The sequence below is a fragment of the Paenibacillus sp. J22P15 genome, assembly GCF_056269345.1.
The window spans coordinates 41791-66213 of sequence record NZ_JBWDNT010000026.1 but is presented as its reverse complement, the minus strand read 5'-3'; the positions used below and the strand labels follow the sequence as shown (position 1 = coordinate 66213).

Here is a 24423-nt window from a genome sequence, read left to right as displayed (position 1 = left end):
ACAAAAGAGAAACCCAAGCTTTACGGATTAATTCTAACACCATATTGAACTATTAATACAAACAAATCACTCCATTTTCTTACCCGTTAAATAAACCAAAAAAAGGAGCTGCCACCAAGCGAGCTCCTCCACTATCGTGTCCCGTTAGTTGAATTGATGTTTGGCTATTTTTCATTCCTTTCTTCTACCAAAATTCCATATACAATGTGGTCAACATAATGGTCATATAACCATTCTGCTTGTCTAATACATCCTTCGTTAACAAAGTTCAATCTTTCAGGAACACTCCTGCTTTTTTTATTCCCTACCGCAGCCCTAATTTCAACTTTATTTAAGTTTAACTCACTAAAAGCATATTCGCTCAGTGCCTTAGCCACCTTGGTCACAATTCCATTTCCTTGAAATTCTTCTCCAAGCCAGTAACCTATATATGCTGTTTTGTTTGACCAATTTATACTATTGAATCCTGCAACTCCGACTATTTCGTCTCTAAATAATATAACTGTATTCAAGCTATTATTTTCAGCGAAACCTTTTAAACATAGTTTGATAAACTCTGTTGTATCTTCAAGTTTTGTTGTAGCATCTAACCAAGGGAGCCATTCTCTTAGATAGTTTCTTGACTTATTCATTAATTCAAAAACTCTTTCTCCATCCCTTAATTCTATGAGTTTTAAAGATAAGTCCTCATCAATTTTATGTATAAACATTGTTCTCCTCCAAATGGTTTGTTTTGTATTTTATCATATTTATTTTGAAGGGGACTATGTTTTTCCTCTTCGACTAATTTGCCCGTTAGCTCAATGGCCTGCAGAACATAGTTTCAAAAACCATTAATATTAATTGAAAAAGAGCACTAAATAAATGGAAAGTCCTTTTTTTATCTGTGTAGTTGATTTTGGTTTTATTGCGAAATAAGCCGAACACTTGATAAATAGCTCATCGGCAATAGGTACATATTCTTGTCATCCGACAGTTATGTAGGTAATTTATCGGTGATCCTAAGTTCTTGTCCAAAATCGACAAATGGATATATGTTCTTGTTCTCGACAAAGGACAAGAACATATATCCACAAAATAAAAAAACCACGCTGAGCGTAGTTCTGTAAGGTTGTATGTTCTTGTCCGTCGACATTTTTGTCCTTATTGTCGTAGGACAAGAACATGTATCGTTAAAGAACAAGAACTTATAACGTTAAACGATTCCCCCTGTATATCCGTTCAACTACAGATGATCGTCAGCAAACTGGAGGATGCAGTATCTCACATTAAAGTATAAGAAGAAAGCCAAGGCTAATCGTAAGCCTTGGCTTTCTTCACTTTTCACGTAACAGTCCATTATCGGCAGCGCTATCATCAATCTATATCGAGCTCATAGTAATCACCAAAATACGGGTAAACATATGGACTAATAGGCACATCCATTTTTGATATTTTTCGAGCTTCCAATTCAATAATTTCGTTGCTATTGAATTCGGTAAGTCCAATAATTCCAGTTAGTGTGACCCAAGTATCGTTCTCGAAACTGCTGCCACTAGCTGATTTCACAAGAAAGCCATATGGCGAAGCATCGGCTGAACAACACTGCATCGCCATTCGGGAGACGATAAATTGATTAGTATCGATACCCTCTTCCCGATAGACGAATCCGCTAATGACAATTTCTTTTCCAATAAAGTTATTCCTATACATATCTAGAGCCGTGAGCATTTCTAGAAATCCCTCTTCTTTGATCTGGATTTCTTCTTTCTTATATATTCGTTTCCCAAGCTCCGCAATTTCCATGTTGTATTCGTCCGTAGGAAACAACTCGTCCAACTGAGAGTCCTCAACGTCTTCATCGGAGCCATCGGTTTCGTTCTTTTCAGTAGGTTTAACCAGGGTAGCTACTCTCGACGATTCCGATAATGAATTTTGCTCCATAATTGGCGTGGAGGGAATCGATTCGAGAGTTGGTTCAGGATAAGCCGGTTGTTGTGCTTGCTGAACAATAGAACCATTTAAATTCATCCCTTTTACAGCCACGACATCGCTTCCCATTATTTTGTGCGGAAGCGCGAAACCAACTATTAAGGGGACTGCAAACAAACCATACATCAAGATACTCTTGAAAACCGATTTTGGCGGATCATGTCTACAATCGCAGTCTTCTTCGGTTGATGTATTCTCATTATCCTGTTGTATCGCTTTATAAGTAAAATAAGCGGCCAGAATGAATAGTGCTACAGCTGCATATTTGACATAAGGGATCATACGCGGCACAATATAATATTGTATCTTGTCAATTTTAACCAAATAAGCGATGTAGCAGGAAAACCCAGCTAAGATAACTGCACGAATGAAAGAATGCAGAGCCAAGCTTCGATGCTCATGCATGAGAACACCTCCTCTTACCATAAGAAAATAGGTCCAATAACCAGGGAGCCAACCAACACAGTGATCGATATGGCAATGGCTAGAAATAAGACGAATTTGGCTTTGAAAATAGACAACAGCATTAACGTACCTTTAAAATCAAGCATAGGTCCGAAGACCAAAAATGTCAGTAGCGAGCTCGCTGAAAAGATACTCATAAACGATGAGGCAACAAAAGCGTCAGACGTCGAACAAAGCGATAGAATGAAAGCAAAACCCATCATAAAGAAATGTGATGCGAATTCTCCTTGACCAATACTTACAAGTTCCGTACGCGGAACGAACGTTTGTATACAAGCTGTAATGATCGAACCAAGAATAAGATACTTCCCCATATCGAAAAACTCACCGCCAGCGTGCTTGATCACCCCCTCAATCTTATTACCCCGTTGGACATGATGGGACTTATCTGAATAGGGTTCTACAGTTAACGTTTCCTTCGTGTGTTTCATCGGATTCTTTTTGATAAAAAAGTAAACGATAAGCCCAATAACTGCACTTACCGCAATAGCCATTCCCAAACGTGTATAGACCATCTCAGGTCTACTTCGAAATGCGACAAACGTTGCAGAATAAACGACCGGGTTGACAATTGGTCCAGCTAGAATAAAGGTGATTCCGGCATACAATGGCATACCTTTGGCAACTAGCCGGCGCACTACTGGGATTAAACCACACTCGCATACTGGAAAAATGATGCCAAGCAAGCTAGCTATGACTACACCAAGGAAAGGATTACTAGGAATAATCCGTCGAATCCAGGATTCAGGTATAAAAACCTGTATCAGGGAAGAAACAATAACACCCAGAAGAAGAAACGGCATGGCTTCTAATACAATACTGATTAACATCGATTTAAACACATTCATTTTTTTTATTTGAAGAAACGCATTTACATCTAAAAGTCCTGGAGTGACAGCAATGATAAAAATTGCAGCTATTAAAGCAATAAAAGCCGTATTTATCTTCCAAGTAGTTGGAGATGAGGTAGGTTTCAAGGATCATTCACGCACCTGACTGTAAAAATTACATATAATAGCATAATAACAAAGGTTGTCCAATTCATCAATTTAACTAAACAAAGCTGCACTCCGAAGAGAACAGCCCTATAGTTGTTTAACGTGTTTCTCTATGAATGGTGTACTTCTTAAGGCGCGGACTATACTTTCTGAATTCTAGTCTTGCCGTTTGTGTGCGCTTGTTCTTTGTTGTCGTGTAATTGCGATCTCCACAATCCGTACAAGCGAGTGTAATGATGACTCTCATTTTGTCTCCCTCCTTTCCCATTTAAACGAATGCTTCGTCATTGTAACTGGTCCTCTAACTGTACATCAGTATGATTAGGGAATTCATCCTTCAATCCGGACCACTCCATTCCCATTTCTTCATCTGTTAGCAAACAACCGTCAAGTTCATCGGATAATATATGTCGATCCATGGACAGCCCAATAAATACAATTTTATTAATTCTGTCGCCATATCTTTCGTCCCAGTAATCCGCAATCTTCGGATCTTCACGCATAGCTGCTGCTCGCTCTGCTTCGGGAAGTGCTGAAACCCAAAGTCCTGCTGGACCGAATTGAATGGAGGGACCTGCCTGGCTAAAACTTTGCGCCATTTCATTACGTGTTGCGAGCCATACCATCCCTTTGGCACGAACGACTTCAATCGGCCACTCGCTCATCCATTTCATTAACCTCTCTGGATGAAAAGGACGTTTCCTATCATAGACGAACGATGATATTCCATACTCTTCCGTCTCCGGGACATGATGCTCCTTCGACATTTCCTGCATCCAGCCAGCCGACGTACTTGCCTCATCAAAGTCGAACAAACCGGTGTTCAGAATTTCTGAAGCATTGATTTGTCCGAAAAAAGAACGAATAATTTTGGCACGAGGCTGAAGACTCCGAAGCACCGATTCCAGCTCCTGCAATTCCGTTTCCTCGACTCTATCGCATTTGTTAAGTACGAGCACATCGCAAAATTCAATTTGATCAATTAGCAGATCGACCACTTCTCGGGTGTCGGTCTCCCCCACTTCTTGTTTGCGATCCATCAGCGTCTCGCCCGAAGAGAAGTCTTTCCAAAAACGGTAAGCGTCCACTACTGTTACCATACAATCCAGTCGGCAAAATTGAGTTAAGTCAATGCCTTGCTCTTCGTCGATATAAGTAAACGTCTGGGCGACTGGAACAGGTTCACCTACTCCTGTCGATTCAATCAGTATATAATCGAATCGCTGTTCCTTCGCCAATCTCTCTACTTCTCTCAGCAAGTCTTCCCTGAGCGTACAGCAAATGCAACCGTTGGACATTTCGACAAGTTTTTCATCCGTGCGGGAAAGTCCGCCGCCCTCATGGATCAAATCCGCATCAATGTTCACTTCACTCAAGTCGTTCACAATAACCGCAACTCTCATCCCTACACGATTGTTCAATACATGATTTAAGATCGTTGTTTTACCGGCTCCCAAATATCCGCTCAAAACGGTAACGGGAATTTTATTATTATCATTCATGTTTTGCACTCCTAACGTGTCTCTCTGAAATAATTTGTAAAAATTACGATCTATATCTATGATTCACTAATTAACTTATAACAGCAAGGAATCAATTGATCGTAAACATTACTATATATAATAGTAATGTTTACGAATAAGAAAGTCAATGGCAGTCATAAAATGGGAGCGTCAATAATGTTTAATTTTCCGAAGCTTTGCTTTCAATAATAACAAGAGTCCGTACCGCTATTGATAATATCTAGAGAATTAGCTGCCCCGGTTGGTTCTATAATGATAATGTCAAGATTATGGTTCCGACAAAGCTCATAAATGGTTAGCCCTGCATCCCCCACTACTAGTACAGCAAATACAATCGCTTAATATTTTTGACATTGGAACATTCTGGTTTACGATTTGCTTGTCTACATTAATGTCACCAAACTAATTCATTACAACCGTTGGCTTTTTGCCGGACTCTGTGAGGTAATCCAATATATTATCGCTTCCTAAGAAATCGGAATCAAGTAAATTGGTACTAGGGCTGACATATGCTTTTCTTACTATCGATTTATTAGTAATAATTACGTATAATAGAAGCGTATACTTACTTATTGATTCCCGTCCAAGTACAAAATGATATCGAAAGGATGTTATTCATGAAAATTCCAGCATATATTTTAAGTGGCTTTTTGGGTAGCGGCAAAACAACGCTTCTTCTTCAATTATTGGAAGAGATAAGAAAACAGGGGTTAAGACCCGGTATCTTGATGAATGAGTTAGGTGGGCAAGACGTTGATGGTCAAATAATAGATGAGCACTCGCAAATCCCGGTCGAGAAATTGTTAGATGGCTGCGTATGCTGCAACAAGAAGGGGGAACTTTCCAATAGCCTTCGGATGTTGCTTCAACAACGACCCGATGTTATCTTAATCGAATTAACCGGGGTCGCAAATCCAAAAGAAATCGCCATGGTTATTACGGAGAGCTTTCAACAGGACATTCAATCCAAGCTTATTATCACTTTATTGGATGCCGAGAACGTGTTGGATTACAATAGTATATTTTCATCCGACCGTCTACTGGTACGAACGCTTCGCGACCAGATTGAAGTCGCCGATCTCATAATCGTGAACAAAACAGATTTGGTTCGTCCACAGAAATTGGAGAAGATCGAAAAGGTCGTTCGAAAACAAAATGAACAAGCAATTATTGTTTATACCGTTCAGAGTCGGGTCGATATCGCTAGGTTGATTGCGGATATTCAGCCTGTCGCAAACAGAATTGAGCTATCCCCGCAACACCTACAGGTTACGTCTATCGAAGAAGGACAACAGATACGCCAAATGCAAGCTAATGCTAGTGCAAGAAATTCCTATTCCCAGGTCCAGTCGATAACGCTTACGATTCCTGAGGCAGGGCAAATAACCAAGGGACAATTGGAACACTTTCTAATGCACTCTGGCCAGCAATTGATTCGTGCCAAAGGATATATTCGAACTGCAGAATATGTCATGTTAATGCAACTCGCCGGGAATCGAATCACCTGGGAACAATCTTCCTATCCCGGTAAGCCCTACCTTGTCGTCATCGGCATGCAGATAAATAAGAAAAAGCTCACTGATGACTGGAATACTATCTTCACATAAGATGAACTCCTGCCCGGAGACAGTCAATTATTGCTACTGACATGTCTCGCAAACGCCATACACTTCAAAGCGATGGCGCAATATCTTATAGTCCCCGGGCAGATCCAACCCCTGGTCCATTGGACAAAACTCAAATGCCAATGTTTTTTCGCAATTGACGCAAATTAGATGGTGATGATGTTGGGTAGAACAATTTTCTTTAAACTTCAACCCGCCTTCCATAAAATAAAAATGCTCCAGTACGCCCATTTCGCTTAACATACGTAGATTGCGATAAACAGTGTCGAAGCTAACGCTCGGGTAGTGTGCGCACATTTGATCGTACACGTCTTTGGGCGACAAGTATCCCTCATGTTCAACAAATATTTGAGCTAATTTCTTCCGTTGTTCCGTTACGCGCAAGCCATTCCTTGACATGGTCTCGACCATATTAGATACCTTGCTGATCTTGTTCATTTATTGTTCGTTCCCTTCTTGTTCGCAAAAGTGAATCCATTTACTATTGTAACAATAAATGAAAAATTCGTCATATAGTTAATGTCCTCCTAACGCTCCTAAATTTCTTTCGTTATCCATATTTATCCATTCCTTTCTCGTGCAGATAACAGACTTCGGCACAACGCTGTATCAAATAGCAGAAAGAACGATTATGCCCGATATAAAACGAAGAAAGATCGTAGCAGTTTCGGGATGGTTCATAGGTCACGAGTAAACGGTGCTTCATGATCTTCATAGCGAGCTTAACGAGCCTCTCTGCTTGTTCTGAGGAAATCAAGGTAACGTAGGCATACAGCGAGTGAACCTCCGGCTCATCCAGCAAACTAACACCAGCGCAGGAAAACTCGGTTTGAACTTGTATTCGTTTGAAAAGGGTTAGTGCCGGCAGGAGCTCTGCGTCAATCTCTACATTACCAAATGACACGGTTTGTTTGTCGTTCCGTCTTGGCTTGGAACGCCGCACCCAATGAACCAATTCTTTCTCCCGACGCTGCCAATGTTGATCGGAATGTACGCTAATAACGATCTCAGATTCATCACTGAAACTCTTGTAAGCCATGTTTTTCTCTCCTTCATGAGAAATAAAAGGCAAACACCGTAAGTATACGAAATCTTCCTACGTTGTTTGCCATTTTTTCTGCCCTATAACGACGGCAGAGGATTCTTTAATGAACGCCAATCGCCATCCATCTCTGCTTCCGGCAACAGCGCCTGGTCCAATGTGTACGAAATTTTCTCTTTAACGAGCCCCTACGCACGCACTCTTCTATGGTGCGCAGAAAAAAGACGATCATATAATCTAGCGCGTCATCCTTAGAAAATTGTCATAATTCTCCCTGTTCCATCTTTACAAATAATTTTCGTCGATCACAGGCAAAAATGATCATTGCCACACCTAAGACAGCACAAATACTATACATAAAAGAATATGAGGAAAAATCAGCAATCGGTCCCATAATGATGCCACCAAGGGATACACCTAAATCAGCCATAGCAATAAATAAACCAATTAACACATTACGATTCAACTGTGGCAAAACAAAGGATAAATACGTTGTTAACGTTGGATAGAGAAGTGCCTGAGCTATTCCCATTAAAATTGCACCAACATAGAAAAAGATAGCTCCCCCTTTAATTGAAAAGCTTACACATTGTGCCGCTATTGCTAAAAGAAGCATAGTCCCTATGATAAATGATGAATGCCATTTACCGTCTGAAGGAATTTTTTTTCTTAAAGCAAAACGAGCAAAGACAACGGTACCCGCCTGCAGCATTAGATAAATTCCAGCATTGCCGCTTTTTAATTGCGTAGCGTACAGTGGTAAAAAGGTTGTAATAGCTCCAAATACAATTGAAGCAACTAACATCAATACGCTGCATTTAAAAAGAAACGGGTTTTTAACTAACTGACTAAATGACTGAAACATACTCACTCCCTGCTCAGTATGAATTGTAGGAGGCTGATCCTCTCCATTTTCCATTTTGGCACTATAGCCAAACACACCAGTGAAGATGGCAATTGCTATTATAACAACCGTAAAGGAATCCATACCCCCTGTTTTCCAAATGCCTAACGCCAATATGGGGCCAAAAATGCCAGGTATATATGTAAACAAAGAATAAAATGAAATGCCTTGAGATCGCTCCTTCTCTGGTAGTGCATCAATAATGCCTATCTGTAATGCCATTGAAAAGAAAGCTGTCGACATCCCTTGTAAAATACGGGCAACTAAAAAGCCCCCTAATCCAGTAATCGTATATAGAATTAAAGCAAAACCATTGATAATAAGAATAAGGCGTAACACTTTTATCGGTCCATGCTTTTGAATGATATGACCTGCCCATGGTCGAAAGAACATGGTTGTAAACATGTACGCCCCCATGATCAAACCAATGGTAGTACTACTGGCTCCTAATGTTTCCCCCTGTAAAGGGATAATAACATTCAATATCGAATTGGCACAAAAATAAAGAAGAGCCAGCATATACAATCGCAGAAAAGGCCAAGACATAGCTCTACTCACAATCTTTACTCCTCCTAATTGTATAACAAATTCTGTATCTAAAACGTTATTAAATACTCCAATAATTTTTTCGCATATTTTGACTGAACATCCTTTAGTTGTTCTGTTTGAACCATTTCTTCGATTTGACCATTTCTAAAAATAATGACTCTGTCGCAAATATAGGCAGCAGCCTGAATATCATGAGTTATAAAGACATAACCCATATTGTAGTTTTTTTTTAGTTTTTTTAATAATTCAAGGACTTGTATTTGAACAGTTACATCTAAAGAACTGATTGCTTCATCTAATATGATACATTTTGGTTTTGTTGAAATGGCTCTTGCAATACACACCCTCTGAGTTTCTCCTCCTGATAACTCATGAGGATATTTTTTTCTATAGGACGGATCTAATCCAACTTGATTTAATAGATTATCAATCTTGCTTTGATTTTCTTTTTGAAACTTTTTTTTAATTTTTAATGGCTCCAATATTGCTTCTTCAACTGTAAAAAATGGATTTATAGAGGAAGTATAGTCTTGAAATACAGCACTGATGTTACCTGAACTCACTATTCTATCCTCTACGTTCTTTCCCTCAAATAAAACTGTTCCACGATCAGGCTTTTCAATTCCTAATATCAAACGCCCTAATGTTGATTTTCCACTTCCACTTTCTCCGATAATACCGAGACATTCGCCATTCCTACATTCAAAGCTAACATTTTTCAAAATTTTCTGTCTTTTTTTAGAGAACAATCCACCATTTTTATAGGATTTCTCAACATTATTAACTTTCAGCAATTATAACTCCTCCCACATTATTTTCTTGAAATTATTACTCAGCGCTAGTCTAGTGGATACTAAATATTTTGTATATTCATGTTGCGCTTCTGAAAAAATGGTTTGGATATTCCCTCTTTCGATAATTTCTCCATCCTTCATTACCAAAACGTCATCAGCAACTTTTTTAACAACACCTAAATCGTGAGAAATAAAGATCATCGAACAGCCCATTCTTTCTCGTAATTTAATAAATTGCTCAACGACCTCATATTGTGAGATTGTATCTAGCCCAGTTGTCGGTTCATCAGCTATAATAATGTCGGGCTCTAATACTAATGCCAATGCGATCATAATTCGCTGCAGCATTCCCCCCGATAGCTGGTGTGGATACTTATTCATAATCTCTATAGGATTTTTCAGCATTACACTGTTCATAGCATTATTCATTTTTTCTTCCATTTCGCTTTTACTCCAGCCGAAATGTTCAACAAGTGTCTCCTTTAAATGAACACCGATCACACAAGAAGGATCAAATGCACACATACCATTTTGCAGAATCATGCTAAGATTTCTTCCTCTCTTCTTTCTCATCTTTTTTTCAGAAAGATTGTTTAAGTTTTCTCCTTTAAATAGAATGTCCCCTGATTGACGAATCCAGGCTTTATTCAATCTCATAATTGACCTGCAAGTTACAGACTTACCGCTTCCACTTTCTCCTACAATCGCCAGACAGTTTCCTTGCATTAAATTGAATGAACTATTATGGATAATTACTTTATTCGTGTTTATATCCCATATCTTCAAATTTTCAACTTCTAATATATTCATAAGTTGTTTCTTTCACCTCTATTTCTTGAAGCTTATTTTTAGAGGTAATTAATTTAGGATCTAAAGCAACTTGAAGTGCATCAGATAAAAAATTAAATGCCGAGACTATAATAATAATGGCTAAACCCGGTGCTAACATGAGCTCTGGTCTTGAAAACATAACTACCTTCGCCTCATTTAACATCATTCCCCATTCAGCATTAGGGGCCTGAATTCCTAAACCCAGGAATGAGAGTCCTGATATTTGCAAAATCATCGAACACATAGAACCACTTGAAATAACTGCTATATCAGAAAATGTAACAGGAACAATGTGCTTATATATAATTTTTATATTACTAATACCAGATGCTCTCGAAAACTTCACATAATCCATTTCAGAATATTGCATAACAGACGTTCGGATGACTCTAGCAAACCATGCCCATTTCATCACAATAAACGCAATCAATATATTTTCAAGACCCGTACCTAAAATACCAACAACCGCCAATGTCATAACGTATCCAGGAAAAGAAAGTATAATATCACAAATTCTCATAATAAAGGCATCTGTTTTTCCTCTGAAGTAGCCTGCTATAAAACCTATAATAGTCCCAATAAAAACAGATATTGCCAATGCAACTAAAACCCATAAAAAGCTAGGACGAATTCCATAAATTAATCTGGATAAAATACATCTCCCCAAGTGATCGTTGCCTAATAGATATTCCCACGATGAAGTTGCATACCGAAGCTTCATATATACTTCCTCGGGGTCATGTGGCGCAAATAAAGGGGCAAATATACCAGCAACAATCGTTATAACAATGACTATTAAAGATGTAATAGCTAACTTATCTTTACTTAAGTTTTTCAATATTCTCATTAGATATCCTTTCTAATTTTAGGATTCATCGCAGCATTTATAATGTCGGAAAACGTATTAAACACTACAAAGGCGACTGCTAATAAAAGAACATATGCTTGGATAATTGGGAAATCTCTACTTAGAATTGATTTAACACTTAGTCTTCCTAATCCTGGCCATGCAAAAACGTTTTCGATAACTACTGTGCTCCCCAATATATTGGGTATAGCCATACAAAATATTGATATAGCAACTTGCAATGAATTCCTTAAGATATGCATGGTAACCTTCTTCTCTGTTAACCCACATGCCCTTCCATACAGAACATAGTCTTCATTTAAATTGCTCAACATCGAACTTCTAACGGTTCTAAAATAAATGCCTGCATAACTTACTGTGATCACAATAACCGGTAGTATATAACTTTTATACGAATCGATCCCGCTAGTCGGCAATAAATCTAATTTAACAGAAAAATACCAAATCATAATAGACGCAAGCCAGTATGACGGTATCGCTGTTAGGAAAAATGAAATACCTCTTACTGATTTATCAATTATTTTGCCTTCTCTCATCGCACAGGTAACGCCTAATAGTATTGACAAAACAATAATGAAAACAGATGAAACTAACGTTAGCATTAACGTATTTAGAAAAGCTGGAGCTATTGATGACCAAACTGTTTCTCCTGTGACGTATGAATTCCCAAAGTCCAACTGTAAACAGGCAATAACCCAATGCATATATCGAATTATAAACGGTCTATCTAGCCCCAGCTCTTCTTTCGTTTGAGCAATTAATTCATCTGTTATTTCTGGAATATCTTGCGCTTGTAATACCACTTCGGCTGGATCTAAGGGAGAAAGATTAATTAAAACAAACGTTAAAAACGAAATGATTAAAAGCAAAGGGATTGCAATCAATATCCTTTTTAAAAAATAACTTCCCATATAAAACTCCTTTTCAACATTTAAATCCATTAAAATTCCCATCCATCAGCAAAGGCTCTATTTCATCGAAAGATTTAATCAAAAATAAAAGGGGATTATCCCCTTTTATTTTTATTACTATTTAAAATTCATTAGCTCAAATGGCAACTCGAATTGTGATTGCTTAAATGAAATGCCATTTAAGTTTTTTGGAGCAACTACAGTGACACGGCCATTTGAAATTGGAATAAATATTGCTTCATCATGAACAATTTGCATAATATCAGCGTATAATGATTTTCGTCTTTCCTCTTCAGTGGACACCATAACTTCATCAATTTTCTTGTAAAGTTCATTAGCTTTCGCAATTCCACTTGTAGTATGGAAATAGGCAGACGTAGAAGTAAAAGCAGAGATTGTACTTTGCGGATCATACGCTAATCCCCATGTTTGATTGAATAATAAATCATAGTCACCTGTTGATCTTCTATTTGCGATTGAGGTTGATTCTTCACCGATAATCTCTAGCTGAATACCTATCCCTTTCAATGAGCTTTGAATAAATTCTGCCTGTATTTTTTGGGAAGAAGAATTGCTGTCATAATACAATTTCATTGCTAATTTGTTACCGTCTTTCGTTCTAACTGAGGCACCGTTTTCCAGTATCCAGCCTGCTTTTTCTAAAATATCTTTCGCTATTTCTAAATCATAATCTCGTTTCTTCAAGTCAACATCTGCATAATTAACGTTAGAAGAAAATAAACTACTGGCTGCTTCTTCCGTACCATTAAAAATATCCTTACTAATTGTTTCTCTATCAATAGAATACCAAATGGCTTCACGAACAGCTGTGTCACTTACTGGATTATCAGTTTTACTACTATTAGCTACGATCATTTTCGTATTCATTGCTTCACTTCTAACAAGTTGATAATCACCTGAATCAGCTAATTGATTCATTGCTTCTACATCAATACTGTCTGCACCTCGATCATCTGTGAAAACAAAATTAATTTCTCCTTTTTGTAATGCTAAAAATGTCGTTTCTCCTGCTGGAAGAACTTTAGAAATAATTTTCTTAATTTTAGGTGAGCCACCCCAGTAGTTTTCATTTGCAGCAAAAGTTGCATTCTCATCGATTTTATGTTCGGTGAGAATATATGGTCCTGTGCCATTGTAGCCATTCACACCATCTTTTGTCCCCCCGTTAATAAAATCCTTAGGTGATAGGAATACATAAGGTCTAGTCATGGACAACTCAACCAGAGTTGGATAAAAGGCTTCTGATAGCACTAATTCAACTGTATACTCATTAACTACATTAGAACTTACTATTTTTGTTGATAGTTTAATCCAAGAATGCTTTTCTGCATTATTTTGTACAGCATCAATATTTTGCTTTACTGCTTCTGCGTTAAATGGTTCCCCATCATGGAACTTCACATCTTTCCTTAAATGAAAGGTATATGTTTTTCCATCTTTTGAAATTTCCCATGATTCAGCAAGTAAGGGCTTGATCCCTTCTTCGGTATTTTCAACTAATGATTCATACACCATCCCTTGAGCTGGCATTGAGCCTGTGTAAAAATGGGGATTCATATCATTAATATCTTTAGCTGATGCATAAACTAATTCTGTTTTATCTTCGTTATTCGTTGAATCAGTTTTAGTAACATTTCCTCCGCTGCAGCCTGCCAGTAGTACAATTGAATACGTAAGCATGAATATAAAAGCAAAAACACTTCTTTTTTTCACAATATTTCCTCCTAAAGAATATAAGATAGTAAGATTGAACTCATAAATTTAAGTACAGCCCAAAAATGATGATTTAGGTAGATCTTTGGCTCTTTGACCTACTGAATGGGTAAAAGCAACATTAAGACCAATACGCTTAAAAAAGAATACAAAGTGCTGAATCGTCTCGGTTTATGCTACTCAATTTAATTGTAATTATTACGATATTATTCGCGAAATAAATTGTAGCATGATGTTGGAAAGTGTCAATCCCCTACGATTCAGAATGCGGACAAAATCGTCGTTCTTGATCAAGGAAGACTTGTGGAAGAGGGAACGCACAAGAATCTGTTCAACTTCGGGATAGTAGATAAATGGTGTGCGATAATAAGCACTGTCTCTCCTTTTACAAGCTGCTTACCTTTCGGTCCGCTGCTTGTTTTTCCCGAATTACTGCTGCATCCTGTTACTGTAATAATTACGCTTAATAAACACACAATAAAATCTTGTTTATATAATCCACCCCACTGAATTACAGATTGCTTTTTATTCGTTTCAAAACTCAGATCAATTCGAATCCGATCCCTTGAAACGTAACAATTGAAAAAGCAAATTCTTCTTGCGCCCGCCTGGTTCTCCATTTGATCTACTTTTCCATCACCTGATATAAATCGTAATCATTACAATTAATAATAGTAATGATTACTATTCTTAATGTCAACAAGAATAAACTAATACCCACTTTCTTTCCAATGAGAAACCCGCATTCAATTACTGCTATCGAGGTGAAGAAATGTCGAAATTAGAGGTTGCAAGAGCTTCCTTTACTTTCATTCCGTAAAACAATGAGAATGACGAAAGGAACCGTTGTCGAGTTCTGGCGGCTTGACTACTCCGGCGAGACGGCACTCGTCATAATCATGCTTCCGGATTAGCACAAGCTTAAAAGTCCCGAAATCCTGAAACGCAAACAACACTGCGTTTCAGGATTTCGGGACTTGCAGTTGTATACATAGAGTTATTTATCAACCAGAGTGTGCTAATTGTTCCGGTACACGTAAGGATCCTTGGGATCGGGAATCGGTTCCCACGACGTTACCCGAAGTACGGGAATCTTCTGCTTGAACGGCTGGTACAATTGCGAGGTCAGCTTGCCCGTTATATGAACCCAATCATCATTGTTCAAAGCTGTGCCTTTCGGAAATTCGACCAGCATTCCAAATATGCCAGAATCGGCGGCGCAATGAAGAAATCCAAAACGGAAGATGAAATATTGATTGTCGCCGGTTTGTTCGCCCCGGTAAGCAAAGCCGGTAAACGAAATCGTCCTGTCCATAAATTCCCCCGGGAAATTATAAATGACCTCCATTCCCTTCATATAGTTGCTGTCATCCAGCTTGACTTCGTCCTGACCGACAAACTCTGCCAATTCCTTGTTTTTTACCGATTCGTAATTTTCTCTTCCATAAAAAACGCTAGAATCAGGTTTCAGGAATTGATGCTCCCCTGGGCTTTCATCAGACATCATTTCTTGTGAGGAAGGAAAAGAAAATCCTTTTGCTTTAACAAAGCTGGAGTCCAAGGTATGGACGGGCAAAAAAATGCCAGTGACGATAGGGAAAAACAGTATCAAATATCCGACCGACCGTTTCCACTTTGAAGTCGGCTCATGTGAATGGCCAAAGTCGTTTTCATCATGATCGTGATGATGGCTGTGATTATGATGATGAGCATGCTCATGCTTGCCGCAGCACTCTTGGCTCAGCGCCTTCCGCTCATTGGCTTTGTCCTGGAGGTTCACGCGAATCAGTTCGACGGTGCACATGATCAATAACAGAATGATCGCACTGATGGAAAGGTAGGCATATTTCGTATTGATGTATTTGTTCAGTTCGCCTTGCTTGTGAATAATAGCAAACATAAGCGCAAAGCCAAGCAAAATAACAAACCGAATCAATTGAACAACCTCCCCACGACTAAGGCTCCTATAAATGTGCTGACACTGACGAGAGCGATCAATACAATGACAAATTTGGTTCGAAAGGAGCCGAGCAGCATAAGTGTGTTTTTAATGTCGATCATAGGCCCGAACACAAGAAATGCGGAAATGGATCCGATCGAAAACATGCCTCTGAAGGAAGAAGCGATAAATGCGTCCGCCTCGGAGCATAGCGACATCGTGAAAGCAAGAGCCATCATGACGAGCGTAGCCATTGCGGGATTGCTCCCAATGTGCAGGAGCGACGAAGTCGGTATAAAGGTTTGCATGCAGGCAGCGATAAACGCGCCGAGAACCAAATATTTGCCGACCGAAAAAAACTCGTCAACGGCATGGAGCAGTACTGACCATACACGGCGGTACAAGGGAAGAAGTAGTTTGGCCTGGGCAGGTACGTCCTCCGTTGTTGTCGCAATCTGCATAGCAGCTTCCCTAAGCGGGAGTACCGGGAACAGGTATGCAACGGTCAACGATACAAAAAGCGCAACCGCAAAGGCCATTCCAGCGCGAATAGCGACTATTCTCCAGTCGTTTCCAAATGCAATATAGGTGGAGAACAGTACGATCGGATTGACGATCGGCCCGGTAAGCATAAACGCTATACCGGCATTTAACGGAACCCCTTTGTTCAGCAAACGGCGTGTTATGGGAACAATGCCGCATTCGCAGGAAGGGAACAAAATGCCCACGCTGCATCCGAACAAGGAGGCAAGGAACCGGTTTTGGGGCATAATCCGCGCGATCCAGCGCTCCGTAATGAACGATTGAATCAGACCTGAGATAATAACTCCTAGCAGTACGAAGGGTATTGCCTCCATAATCATGCTAAGGAAGATCGTATTTAATTGAAGAAACGACTCCACCATTTCACCGCCACAGCTCGAGTATCTTGTCTAGCAACCTGACTATCATAACACAAGTACACACGTTTGTGCCTTAACAGGATCTTCCGGAATTTTGATCAAGTTATGGGATGACGCAAGAGGCGCATGAAGAAAGGGCACAATGGTAAAGTCAACGTTCTCCAATTTAAGACGTATTCCTACAAGACTCCGTTCCTATCACTAAAATCCTTCCTAAAGAGTTCACTCGAAGGTTACTGGGATTTGTTTTACCAGAGCAATTTAGAAGGTTACCAAAAATCAATGATATCCTCTATCCATTCCACGTCTAAGAAATTGTCATAACTATCTACCACTCGATCACTTCCTCTTTAAATACATATTCCTGCCTTTCGTCTAGTCTACTTAGTAACCTGTATAAATCCTTGCCAAAATCACTTAGGATCAGCGTTTTCTGCGTAAGAACAACCAAATTAAGTTCATCTGCCGTTGTTCTACCAATACAATATTTTCTTCTAATACTTTAAATAGTTTGGTACTGTCGCGAAGTGGTTATATATCACTCTGTTTACATTGCAAAAAAAATAACCTCCTTAATTGTGATTATTTTCATAACTATTACCAGTTGTAAACATAGCAGCACAGTGTGAGAGCTCAATCAAAGGATAAGAGCGCGAAAATGTAGGTACATTTGTGTCTCTAGCTGACAATGTAGGCACTTTTGTCGTTTTTCAATGACACAAAATTACCTACAAAAAAATAAAAAAGCCCGCTAAATCAGGCTTTTCATAAGAGGTTTATGTTGGTACTTTTGTGTTAACCGACATATTGGGCCAAATGTAAGTTGACAAGAATATGTACCGATTTTTGTTTATTTTCACCAAGAATCAGCCCTACGATCGAGCTCAAATGTTCTTTTGTTTTAATACTTACCACTTCCGGATTACCATCAAATTTTTCTAGTAACCTCATAAATATACCTCCTAGATATATGAGGAAAAAAAGGACGCACTCATCTAAGCCTAATCTCGAAGGGTGCTTCCCTATGCCTGGCAGCGATTCAATAACACTGCTCTATTCGTTTTAATAACTAAAAGTAGAATATTACAAATATATGGATATTTCCAACTAGTTTATAAGAGAGATAATTCTGTCTTATAACTTATTTCCTTACCGGCATTTTGATATTAATGCTTTCAATGATTGCTGTGTCTTGCGGGAATGCTTGGCCCTTTTCCTGTAACGCCTCTAGTTCCATTGTAACCAAATCTATAGCGTTCTCACGCGCCTCTTTCATCGTGTCACCTGTTGCGCCTAAACGCAGTGCTGGAATGTAAGCAGTGACATTACCTTCTGCTTTGTCTTCTTCATACATTACAATAAAGCTTAAATTTTCCATAATAATAAACCCTCCCTGGTGATGTGTTTTAGTATGGTTACCATCCATGGGCACCCAATTGAAGAATAGAAGCAGCAGCTGCTTCCATCCTTCTCAGAGCGTCCATAGAAACTATTTTTCTAAAATGCTCGTCTAAGTTTCTTTCATGAAAGTCGAAAATTCGCTTCATATCACCTGTTTGGGTGTTACAAACATAGAGTCGTTCAGGTTTTTCTTTAAATATTCTCATATTTATACCTCCAAATTAGTGTATTATTATAATTCGATTAGTATTCTATTATAATTCGAATAGTGGTAATTGATCATACTTAATGAAGTCACCAAGGGCGAAAGAAGATCCCTTTTTACTCTTCAGTGTATGACCCAAATCTCGCTCGATTTGCTTTAAGTAACCCCAGTCCTCGGGAAACAATCTTGACGTACGAGACATTTCCGAATAAGTATTAAAAATACAAAATTTGCAGGAACAACGACTCACCCATTCGTAACAAGGATGTAATTTGATACCATAATCTGCTGCCAGTTGTGTGACTTCCGTTTTCAACATATCCTTGATTGGTTTTAGCCAATGAACAAAACGGTTTTTCTTACCCGTTGCATTTGCTGAATGGACCATGAAAACTGGTTTTTGAGCTCGTTCTGAAGATTCCTGAGAACGTTCTCCTGTCAACATCAATATTTTACAGTCCACAAATAGACGAACCCACTTCGAATATACATCCCGCTTCATAAATGATGTACAGAATCTAAATCTCGAGTCCAGAAACATGCCACGGTCTCGTATTCTCTCTTTCAGACTCTTCTCTCTCCATATGACGATTAATGGAAGATTCAAAGTTTCGCTCATATAGCGTAGATAATCATCCGTCTGTGGCCAATCAAACAATTGACGTTTCGTTAAATCGTTAGGATCGCCATCCACTCGCATGTGTTCGAGTTTAATCTTTTCTCTAGGTATTTTGTAACCGTGTAGAGCGACGATCGCTGTTGCTACACTGTCAGCACCACCAGAAACGTTAACATGTACCTCATCATACTCGTGGATTGAAAGCATCTCGGATGGTAGCTCTGGAAGAACATACTGCTCTGCAGCTTGCAATGTCTCAAATTCGCACGCACTAGTTAGCATAGACATGTTCTCCTTCCTCATTAATGAAAGAAAAGAGATCGGTCAAAGCTTTTCGTGATGACTGAAGAAAAAAAGCTCCATTAGGCGTAAATAATAGCCCGCTAGTGCCACTCTCGAGGTTAAATGACAGTTTACCTTGTCATATCTCAATTCGTCTCCTATGCGTCCTTGTGCTTCTGATAAGGGCACACTGTATTGAGGTAAATGGGCATCCTCTTTACAAAAGTGCGTTACCTGGTGCGAACGTGCTGTTACCCAACCACGAGGATTACTCTTGCGATTAGGTTTGATCTCTGTGCCCCAAGCACCGTCAATGATGACGTAATGACCTTGATAGCAGCAGGATTTAATGTGAATACTCCAGCAGTCTTTTTGAAGATAGTAGTGTACGTTTGTTTTGTGCCCATTTGAAACCGCCAATATAGCGCCTCCTTATTTTGGGCAAAGAAAAAGCCATGGAGAACGCAAAAAAAACACCAAATAGGTGTTAGCGTCTCCATGGCTAAATAAGCCCTTATATTTATTATCCGAAATATACTATCGGCATGTACTCCATCTTTATCGATTCATCAACGACAAAGAAAATTCAACTGAAATCGTAGTAACTTATTTCTATCATATTCTACAATATTCGTCAATATATCGCTATAAATAACAAACTCAATGGCTAGTGTTTGATGTTTAATTAGACTGCTTGTATATATAAGACCAGGCAGAGAAGGAGAATAAAATAATGTCCTAGACTGCCGTTGCTTACTGATCAATCTTTCTTCGGGTATCGAGCTGAAATACCAATAATCCGGACGTTTTGTTAAACGTGGGTTTATCGGCACACTGAGGCCTATCGCTACGCCCCTGTTCTAATGCATTAAGAGAGAAATTTTCATTAACGAATATCAAATATCCGTATGGATTGTCTTTGAAAAATGAAAAACAAACAAAAAGAGCAGTCTATACCGAACCGGTGCTCTTTTTGTTGCCTGTCTATGGAAATCTATTGCTTAGCGAATTGAAGCACGGCACTTGCAGCACGTTCTCTCCGATCGGGATCCCCGCTTCTCATCGCCTTCCTTAATATATCCAGCGCCAACGTAATGGTCTCCTGATCGACTGCACATGTTCGTTCCGTACCCACCACCTGTCCGAAAGGCTTATCCAGCCAGTGCTCAATCTGTTCTGGCGTTACCTTCCGTTCGAGCATCGAAATGGTCACCTTACGGTCTACAAAAGACTTCAGCTCCGGATGCAGCTCCGACCTCAGCAGACTCTTCAGCCAAGTCACGCCTCGCCGATGGCAGATACCCGCTTCCTCCTCGGACGGTCTATCTACATAGTAATAGTCGCCTAAGTCGCCCATATGAACATGATCGCCATCTGCCAGAAAGAGATAATCCCCATCCTGCATATCGTAAACGAAGGAGCCGATCTCGAGCAGCCGATCCAGCAGCACCGCACCCTTATGCTCGCAGGCCTGAACAACCTTCTCCTGTCCAGCCTCCTTGCTTAACTGCTCTAAATCCCCTATTCCCGGCCATTCGAAGCCTACGTAATGGTCTCTCAAAAATGTAGGGACATGCCGCACACCATGAAATTCAGAATTGAGAAGAAAAACATTCATTCGATGTGCCTCCAATCGTATGCAAGAACCGCACTGATGCTTAATCTATAAATTTTCTTTATTATCCAACATAGGTAGCCGGAAGTAAATATAAGAACTCTCCGCAACGAAAATAAGCAGCTGCAATCTCCTTGGAGAATGAGCCGCTTATCCAAAAGGTCAATCCCGTAGCCATATTTAACGTTTGTTCTTAATCCGCTTCCTTGACGAGCTCTACTTCCTTCTGAAAAATAACCTTTGCATTTCCCCCAGAAGCATTCAGCCATACAGCTTGAATGGCCGCTCTTCCGCTTGATTCTTTGTCCGAAAGGGAAACCGTCCCGTTCAGCTTCACATGGATTGCTTTTTCTCCGGACAGCTTAATCCACTTCACGAATGCAGACGGAAGCTCTACCCCTAATACGCTAAGCCTGTATTGATGCTTTGTGCCATTATCGCTAATAGTCACCGTTTCCTGAACCTCGGAACGAATATATGCCAATAGCCAAGTATTCATTGCCGGCTTCTCCTTCTCCAGCGCTTGCTGAAAGCCTACGGAAACAGCTTGCCACTCAGCCGCCGTAATACCTAATCCATGAAACCATTCACTTACGGCATACCGGTCTCTTTGCTGCAATACTTCGGTTAAAGCTTGATTGATAAGGGAACTTACCGCTTTCTTATTTGCAAATAGCGCTGTAATTTCCTTAGGTTTTTTGGCAGCCAACATATCGCGGACGGTTTCCTCGATACCCTTTACCTGACTCCCATCGCCGAATAGAAAAACAACCATATCGTCGATATTCAAATCCGCGCTGCCACCGGCTTCCGTCAGGATTGCTAGCGCAGCCTGATATTCGGGATTCGCGAGCATGGCCCTAAGCTCAGACGCCTGAGGATCATACTGAAAGGTCACAGCAACCTTGATCATTCGGAATAGGCTGGTCTTTAGCTGTACAGCATCAACGGATGCTGGCAGCTTTCCGCTTATTTTATTCCATATCGGATCTATGAGAAACTGCATCCCGGTATCATCAAGCCCGGCTATCTCTTCTTGAACAGCATGTATTTTCTGTGCCGATTGAGAGCCTCCCGCTGCAATAGCCTCATGCAGCCTGTTTATACGCTCCAGCAGGAGCGCCGGGATAGCTGGCTCGTCTCCTGTATCAGCAGCCTTCAAAGTTATTTCTTTTTGAAAGAGAATATGCTCCGCTTGTTCGTCCGTGCTGACCGCCTTCGCCTGAATGACAGCAGACACCTCCGGCGTATATGGCGGAATCGTAACGACACCATTAGGCAGCACCGTCACGGCATTGCTGCCTGATACTTTGGACCATGTCAGAAGCTCGGTAGGAAGGGGCTTCCCAAGTGTAGTCAACGCATAAGTATGTCGCAGCCCATCATCGCTAATGATCTCCGTTTCCTGTGTTTCGGAGCGAAAGTAGGCGCTCAGCATGGCACTGGCAGCTGATTCGCTATGTGCAAGCCTATCTTCAAAGCCGCCTATGACGCTTATGATATCCTCTGTTGTCACCCCTCTTTGCTTAAGAGCGCTGCCCAAAGCATAAAAATATGTCGTTCGCTGCCCGTCATCCGATTCGCTTAAGACCGTATCGATTGCCGATCGAAGCAGCTGTTTACGCTTCTCTTCATTATGAAGTAGGGCCATCAAGTCCTGTGGAGATTGTCTTGTAAGAAGTCCCAGCAATTCGCCTTGAACCCCGCCTCGGGCGGCGTCATCACCGAACAGCAGGATCAGAAGCTGCTCAGCGCCGTTGGAGTAAACCGGGATGATGTTATTAAGCAGCAGCTTATAGTCAGCGTTAGTGCGAATGGCATCCAATCGTGCTTCCTGCGGGTCGAAATACAAGCCTGCGGTCTCTTTCAGCAGTTGAAACAGGGCAATTTTCATCTCGTCCGCTAGAGCTGCCGTAAGCTTATTCCAAATGGGATCAAGCAGCTGCAAGTTTGAATTCACATCAAGAGCCGCCCACTCCTCCTGCAAGCTGCGTACATTTGACAAGTCAGAAGGAGGCCCCTCTGCAAGCGTACCGTACAGCTTGCTCATTCTCGCGAAGAAAGGCTCCTCCGGGAAGTCCGCAAATGCATGCGAATGCCTCACCTCTTTCTCGACGATTACCTTATCCGGACCGCCGTATGGATGAAGCAGGTTGACTTGAATAAGCGCTTCTGCGCTGCGTGCAGGGTAAACTAATTCCATGCCCCCTCTAGGAACGACCTTCAGATCAGAGCTTCCCGAACGCTTGGACCAAACCAGTTGAGCAGGCAAAACATAGGCTCCGAATAAACCTAGATCATAATGATAAATACGGCCGTCCGTGACATTGCCATCGTAATGGGCTATACGATAGCTGGTGCTCACATTCGAGCGCATATAGGCGACGGCTATTCCGACAAAAGCATCCGTATCGAGCTGCAGCCTATTCCCAAAACTCTGCAGCATCTCCTGCACGTTCAGAGCGGTCACCCCTAGGTTGCGAAAAACCCTGCTGACCTGATAGTCGTTCGATAAACCAAGCACCTCTTTCATTTCGGAGAAAAGAAGATTGTAAACCTTCTCTCTTTCCTGTGTCAGTGCCATTAACGAAAATGGGTCCATATTATGAATTTCATCTCTGACACTTCCTTCAAGCCCTTTACGGCTGTTGCCGTCACCATACAGAAAAAGTAAAAAATCCTCGAGTGTCAGGCTTGGCTGCCCCGCTGCCGCAGAAATTGCTTGAAGCGCCGCGCGGTAATCGGCATTGCCGCGGATATTTTCCAATTCGCTAGCCTTCGGATCAAATTGGCTGACGATGACCGCTTTTAAAAACTGAAAAAGATCGGCTTTCACTTTTACTTTATCGACATGGGCAGGGAGCTTTAGGAGTAACTTATTCCATACCGGATCAATAAGCGTCTGGTCATTCAAGTCATCCAGCCCATCAAGCTCGTCATGCAGATTGGACACATGCTGGGTATCGGCCGGTTCACCTGCAGCAAGCGCCTCATGGAACTCCCTCCACTTGACCAAGCTAGCTTTAGGCGGCGCTTCGGCGGCGCTCGCAATCCCCAAGCTGCCTCCACGTACTGGCTGATTCCAGCTTCCCAGCGGCAAACCCGTGAACAGCGTGGCGAACAAGCATGAAATGATACCGGATACAACTATTTTGTCTCTTACATTCACTTTCTTCATCCTCCATTTCGATTTACGTTCTATGCATGAGTAAGCATTTATCGACTTCCTCTGAGCTGGGATGATG

General features: G+C 40.6%; 22 protein-coding genes and 1 pseudogene. 1 reads left to right on the top strand and 22 read right to left on the bottom strand.

Features of this window, described 5'->3' with window-relative positions; all coding sequences use genetic code 11:
* Window positions 1–164 precede the first annotated feature (164 nt).
* The 5 genes from AC0YN6_RS27840 to AC0YN6_RS27820 form a co-directional block, all read right to left on the bottom strand.
* Window positions 165–710 carry a GNAT family N-acetyltransferase gene (locus tag AC0YN6_RS27840; protein WP_475751144.1) on the bottom strand — a complete coding sequence of 182 codons (546 nt, stop codon included), beginning with the start codon at window positions 708–710 and terminating at the stop codon, window positions 165–167.
* Between the two features lie 646 nt (window positions 711–1356).
* Complete coding sequence (locus AC0YN6_RS27835) at window positions 1357–2376, bottom strand: TIGR03943 family putative permease subunit (protein WP_475751143.1); 1020 nt, start codon at window positions 2374–2376, stop codon at window positions 1357–1359.
* A gap of 14 nt (window positions 2377–2390) precedes the next feature.
* Window positions 2391–3413 carry a permease gene (locus tag AC0YN6_RS27830; protein WP_475751141.1) on the bottom strand — a complete coding sequence of 341 codons (1023 nt, stop codon included), beginning with the start codon at window positions 3411–3413 and terminating at the stop codon, window positions 2391–2393.
* A gap of 118 nt (window positions 3414–3531) precedes the next feature.
* Window positions 3532–3681: a 50S ribosomal protein L33 gene (gene rpmG, locus AC0YN6_RS27825; RefSeq protein ID WP_475751139.1), complete on the bottom strand. Its 150-nt coding sequence runs from the start codon at window positions 3679–3681 to the stop codon at window positions 3532–3534.
* Between the two features lie 37 nt (window positions 3682–3718).
* Complete coding sequence (locus AC0YN6_RS27820) at window positions 3719–4936, bottom strand: GTP-binding protein (RefSeq protein ID WP_475751138.1); 1218 nt, start codon at window positions 4934–4936, stop codon at window positions 3719–3721.
* 638 nt (window positions 4937–5574) lie between these two features.
* Here AC0YN6_RS27820 and AC0YN6_RS27815 point away from each other — a divergent pair.
* Window positions 5575–6564: a CobW family GTP-binding protein gene (locus AC0YN6_RS27815; RefSeq protein ID WP_475751136.1), complete on the top strand. Its 990-nt coding sequence runs from the start codon at window positions 5575–5577 to the stop codon at window positions 6562–6564.
* Between the two features lie 33 nt (window positions 6565–6597).
* On the opposite strand, the gene AC0YN6_RS27810 is transcribed toward AC0YN6_RS27815, so the two are convergent.
* The 17 genes and pseudogenes from AC0YN6_RS27810 to AC0YN6_RS27730 all read right to left on the bottom strand — a co-directional run bounded on the left by AC0YN6_RS27810 (window position 6598) and on the right by AC0YN6_RS27730 (window position 24356).
* Window positions 6598–7020: a Fur family transcriptional regulator gene (locus AC0YN6_RS27810; RefSeq protein WP_475751134.1), complete on the bottom strand. Its 423-nt coding sequence runs from the start codon at window positions 7018–7020 to the stop codon at window positions 6598–6600.
* Between the two features lie 112 nt (window positions 7021–7132).
* Entirely contained in the window at window positions 7133–7621 is a 489-nt protein-coding gene (locus AC0YN6_RS27805; protein ID WP_475751133.1) for a hypothetical protein, read from the bottom strand.
* Window positions 7622–7886: 265 nt separating this feature from the next.
* Window positions 7887–9086, bottom strand: a complete 1200-nt coding sequence (cntE, locus tag AC0YN6_RS27800; protein ID WP_475751132.1) for a staphylopine family metallophore export MFS transporter CntE — start codon at window positions 9084–9086, stop codon at window positions 7887–7889.
* A gap of 38 nt (window positions 9087–9124) precedes the next feature.
* Window positions 9125–9871 (bottom strand): ABC transporter ATP-binding protein, encoded by a 747-nt coding sequence (locus tag AC0YN6_RS27795; protein WP_475751130.1) that lies wholly within the window; start codon window positions 9869–9871, stop codon window positions 9125–9127.
* Window positions 9858–10681, bottom strand: a pseudogene (gene cntD / locus AC0YN6_RS27790) (staphylopine uptake ABC transporter ATP-binding protein CntD). Before cntD ends, AC0YN6_RS27795 begins: the two are co-directional and overlap by 14 nt.
* On the bottom strand, window positions 10662–11549 hold the full coding sequence (cntC, locus tag AC0YN6_RS27785; RefSeq protein WP_475751128.1) for a staphylopine uptake ABC transporter permease subunit CntC: 888 nt from the start codon (window positions 11547–11549) through the stop codon (window positions 10662–10664). The pseudogene cntD and the gene cntC overlap by 20 nt, the downstream one beginning before the upstream one ends.
* Window positions 11549–12481 (bottom strand): nickel/cobalt ABC transporter permease, encoded by a 933-nt coding sequence (gene opp1B, locus AC0YN6_RS27780; protein WP_475751152.1) that lies wholly within the window; start codon window positions 12479–12481, stop codon window positions 11549–11551. The genes cntC and opp1B overlap by 1 nt, the downstream gene beginning before the upstream one ends.
* 117 nt (window positions 12482–12598) lie before the next feature.
* Window positions 12599–14215, bottom strand: a complete 1617-nt coding sequence (gene cntA, locus AC0YN6_RS27775; protein WP_475751126.1) for a staphylopine-dependent metal ABC transporter substrate-binding lipoprotein — start codon at window positions 14213–14215, stop codon at window positions 12599–12601.
* A gap of 1018 nt (window positions 14216–15233) precedes the next feature.
* Window positions 15234–16151: a TIGR03943 family putative permease subunit gene (locus tag AC0YN6_RS27770; RefSeq protein ID WP_475751125.1), complete on the bottom strand. Its 918-nt coding sequence runs from the start codon at window positions 16149–16151 to the stop codon at window positions 15234–15236.
* A complete protein-coding gene (locus tag AC0YN6_RS27765) occupies window positions 16148–17059 on the bottom strand; it encodes a permease (protein ID WP_475751123.1) in 912 nt (303 codons plus the stop codon). Before AC0YN6_RS27765 ends, AC0YN6_RS27770 begins: the two co-directional genes overlap by 4 nt.
* A gap of 792 nt (window positions 17060–17851) precedes the next feature.
* Window positions 17852–18007 (bottom strand): hypothetical protein, encoded by a 156-nt coding sequence (locus AC0YN6_RS27760; protein WP_475751121.1) that lies wholly within the window; start codon window positions 18005–18007, stop codon window positions 17852–17854.
* A gap of 190 nt (window positions 18008–18197) precedes the next feature.
* Window positions 18198–18434 (bottom strand): type II toxin-antitoxin system HicB family antitoxin, encoded by a 237-nt coding sequence (locus AC0YN6_RS27755; RefSeq protein WP_475751119.1) that lies wholly within the window; start codon window positions 18432–18434, stop codon window positions 18198–18200.
* Window positions 18435–18471: 37 nt separating this feature from the next.
* Window positions 18472–18663, bottom strand: a complete 192-nt coding sequence (locus AC0YN6_RS27750) for a hypothetical protein (protein WP_475751117.1) — start codon at window positions 18661–18663, stop codon at window positions 18472–18474.
* A 48-nt stretch (window positions 18664–18711) separates the two neighbouring features.
* A complete protein-coding gene (locus AC0YN6_RS27745; RefSeq protein ID WP_475751115.1) occupies window positions 18712–19563 on the bottom strand; it encodes a phosphoadenosine phosphosulfate reductase domain-containing protein in 852 nt (283 codons plus the stop codon).
* Window positions 19564–19605: 42 nt separating this feature from the next.
* Window positions 19606–19983, bottom strand: a complete 378-nt coding sequence (locus AC0YN6_RS27740) for a hypothetical protein (RefSeq protein ID WP_475751113.1) — start codon at window positions 19981–19983, stop codon at window positions 19606–19608.
* Between the two features lie 574 nt (window positions 19984–20557).
* Complete coding sequence (locus tag AC0YN6_RS27735) at window positions 20558–21181, bottom strand: hypothetical protein (RefSeq protein ID WP_475751112.1); 624 nt, start codon at window positions 21179–21181, stop codon at window positions 20558–20560.
* Between the two features lie 190 nt (window positions 21182–21371).
* Entirely contained in the window at window positions 21372–24356 is a 2985-nt protein-coding gene (locus AC0YN6_RS27730) for a hypothetical protein (protein WP_475751110.1), read from the bottom strand.
* Between the last annotated feature and the right edge of the window lie 67 nt (window positions 24357–24423).

What these genes read in the sequence shown, in the direction of transcription:
- AC0YN6_RS27765 (WP_475751123.1), bottom strand. Translation starts at nt 17,059, where the DNA reads ATGGTGGAGTCGTTTCTTCAATTAAATACGATCTTCCTTAGCATGATT.
- AC0YN6_RS27835 (WP_475751143.1), bottom strand. Translation starts at nt 2,376, where the DNA reads ATGCATGAGCATCGAAGCTTGGCTCTGCATTCTTTCATTCGTGCAGTT.
- AC0YN6_RS27760 (WP_475751121.1), bottom strand. Translation starts at nt 18,007, where the DNA reads ATGAGGTTACTAGAAAAATTTGATGGTAATCCGGAAGTGGTAAGTATT.
- AC0YN6_RS27735 (WP_475751112.1), bottom strand. Translation starts at nt 21,181, where the DNA reads ATGAATGTTTTTCTTCTCAATTCTGAATTTCATGGTGTGCGGCATGTC.
- rpmG (WP_475751139.1), bottom strand. Translation starts at nt 3,681, where the DNA reads ATGAGAGTCATCATTACACTCGCTTGTACGGATTGTGGAGATCGCAAT.
- AC0YN6_RS27750 (WP_475751117.1), bottom strand. Translation starts at nt 18,663, where the DNA reads ATGAGAATATTTAAAGAAAAACCTGAACGACTCTATGTTTGTAACACC.
- AC0YN6_RS27755 (WP_475751119.1), bottom strand. Translation starts at nt 18,434, where the DNA reads ATGGAAAATTTAAGCTTTATTGTAATGTATGAAGAAGACAAAGCAGAA.
- AC0YN6_RS27815 (WP_475751136.1), top strand. Translation starts at nt 5,575, where the DNA reads ATGAAAATTCCAGCATATATTTTAAGTGGCTTTTTGGGTAGCGGCAAA.
- AC0YN6_RS27820 (WP_475751138.1), bottom strand. Translation starts at nt 4,936, where the DNA reads ATGAATGATAATAATAAAATTCCCGTTACCGTTTTGAGCGGATATTTG.
- AC0YN6_RS27805 (WP_475751133.1), bottom strand. Translation starts at nt 7,621, where the DNA reads ATGGCTTACAAGAGTTTCAGTGATGAATCTGAGATCGTTATTAGCGTA.
- cntC (WP_475751128.1), bottom strand. Translation starts at nt 11,549, where the DNA reads ATGAGAATATTGAAAAACTTAAGTAAAGATAAGTTAGCTATTACATCT.
- AC0YN6_RS27840 (WP_475751144.1), bottom strand. Translation starts at nt 710, where the DNA reads ATGTTTATACATAAAATTGATGAGGACTTATCTTTAAAACTCATAGAA.
- AC0YN6_RS27745 (WP_475751115.1), bottom strand. Translation starts at nt 19,563, where the DNA reads ATGCTAACTAGTGCGTGCGAATTTGAGACATTGCAAGCTGCAGAGCAG.
- AC0YN6_RS27730 (WP_475751110.1), bottom strand. Translation starts at nt 24,356, where the DNA reads ATGAAGAAAGTGAATGTAAGAGACAAAATAGTTGTATCCGGTATCATT.
- opp1B (WP_475751152.1), bottom strand. Translation starts at nt 12,481, where the DNA reads ATGGGAAGTTATTTTTTAAAAAGGATATTGATTGCAATCCCTTTGCTT.
- AC0YN6_RS27810 (WP_475751134.1), bottom strand. Translation starts at nt 7,020, where the DNA reads ATGAACAAGATCAGCAAGGTATCTAATATGGTCGAGACCATGTCAAGG.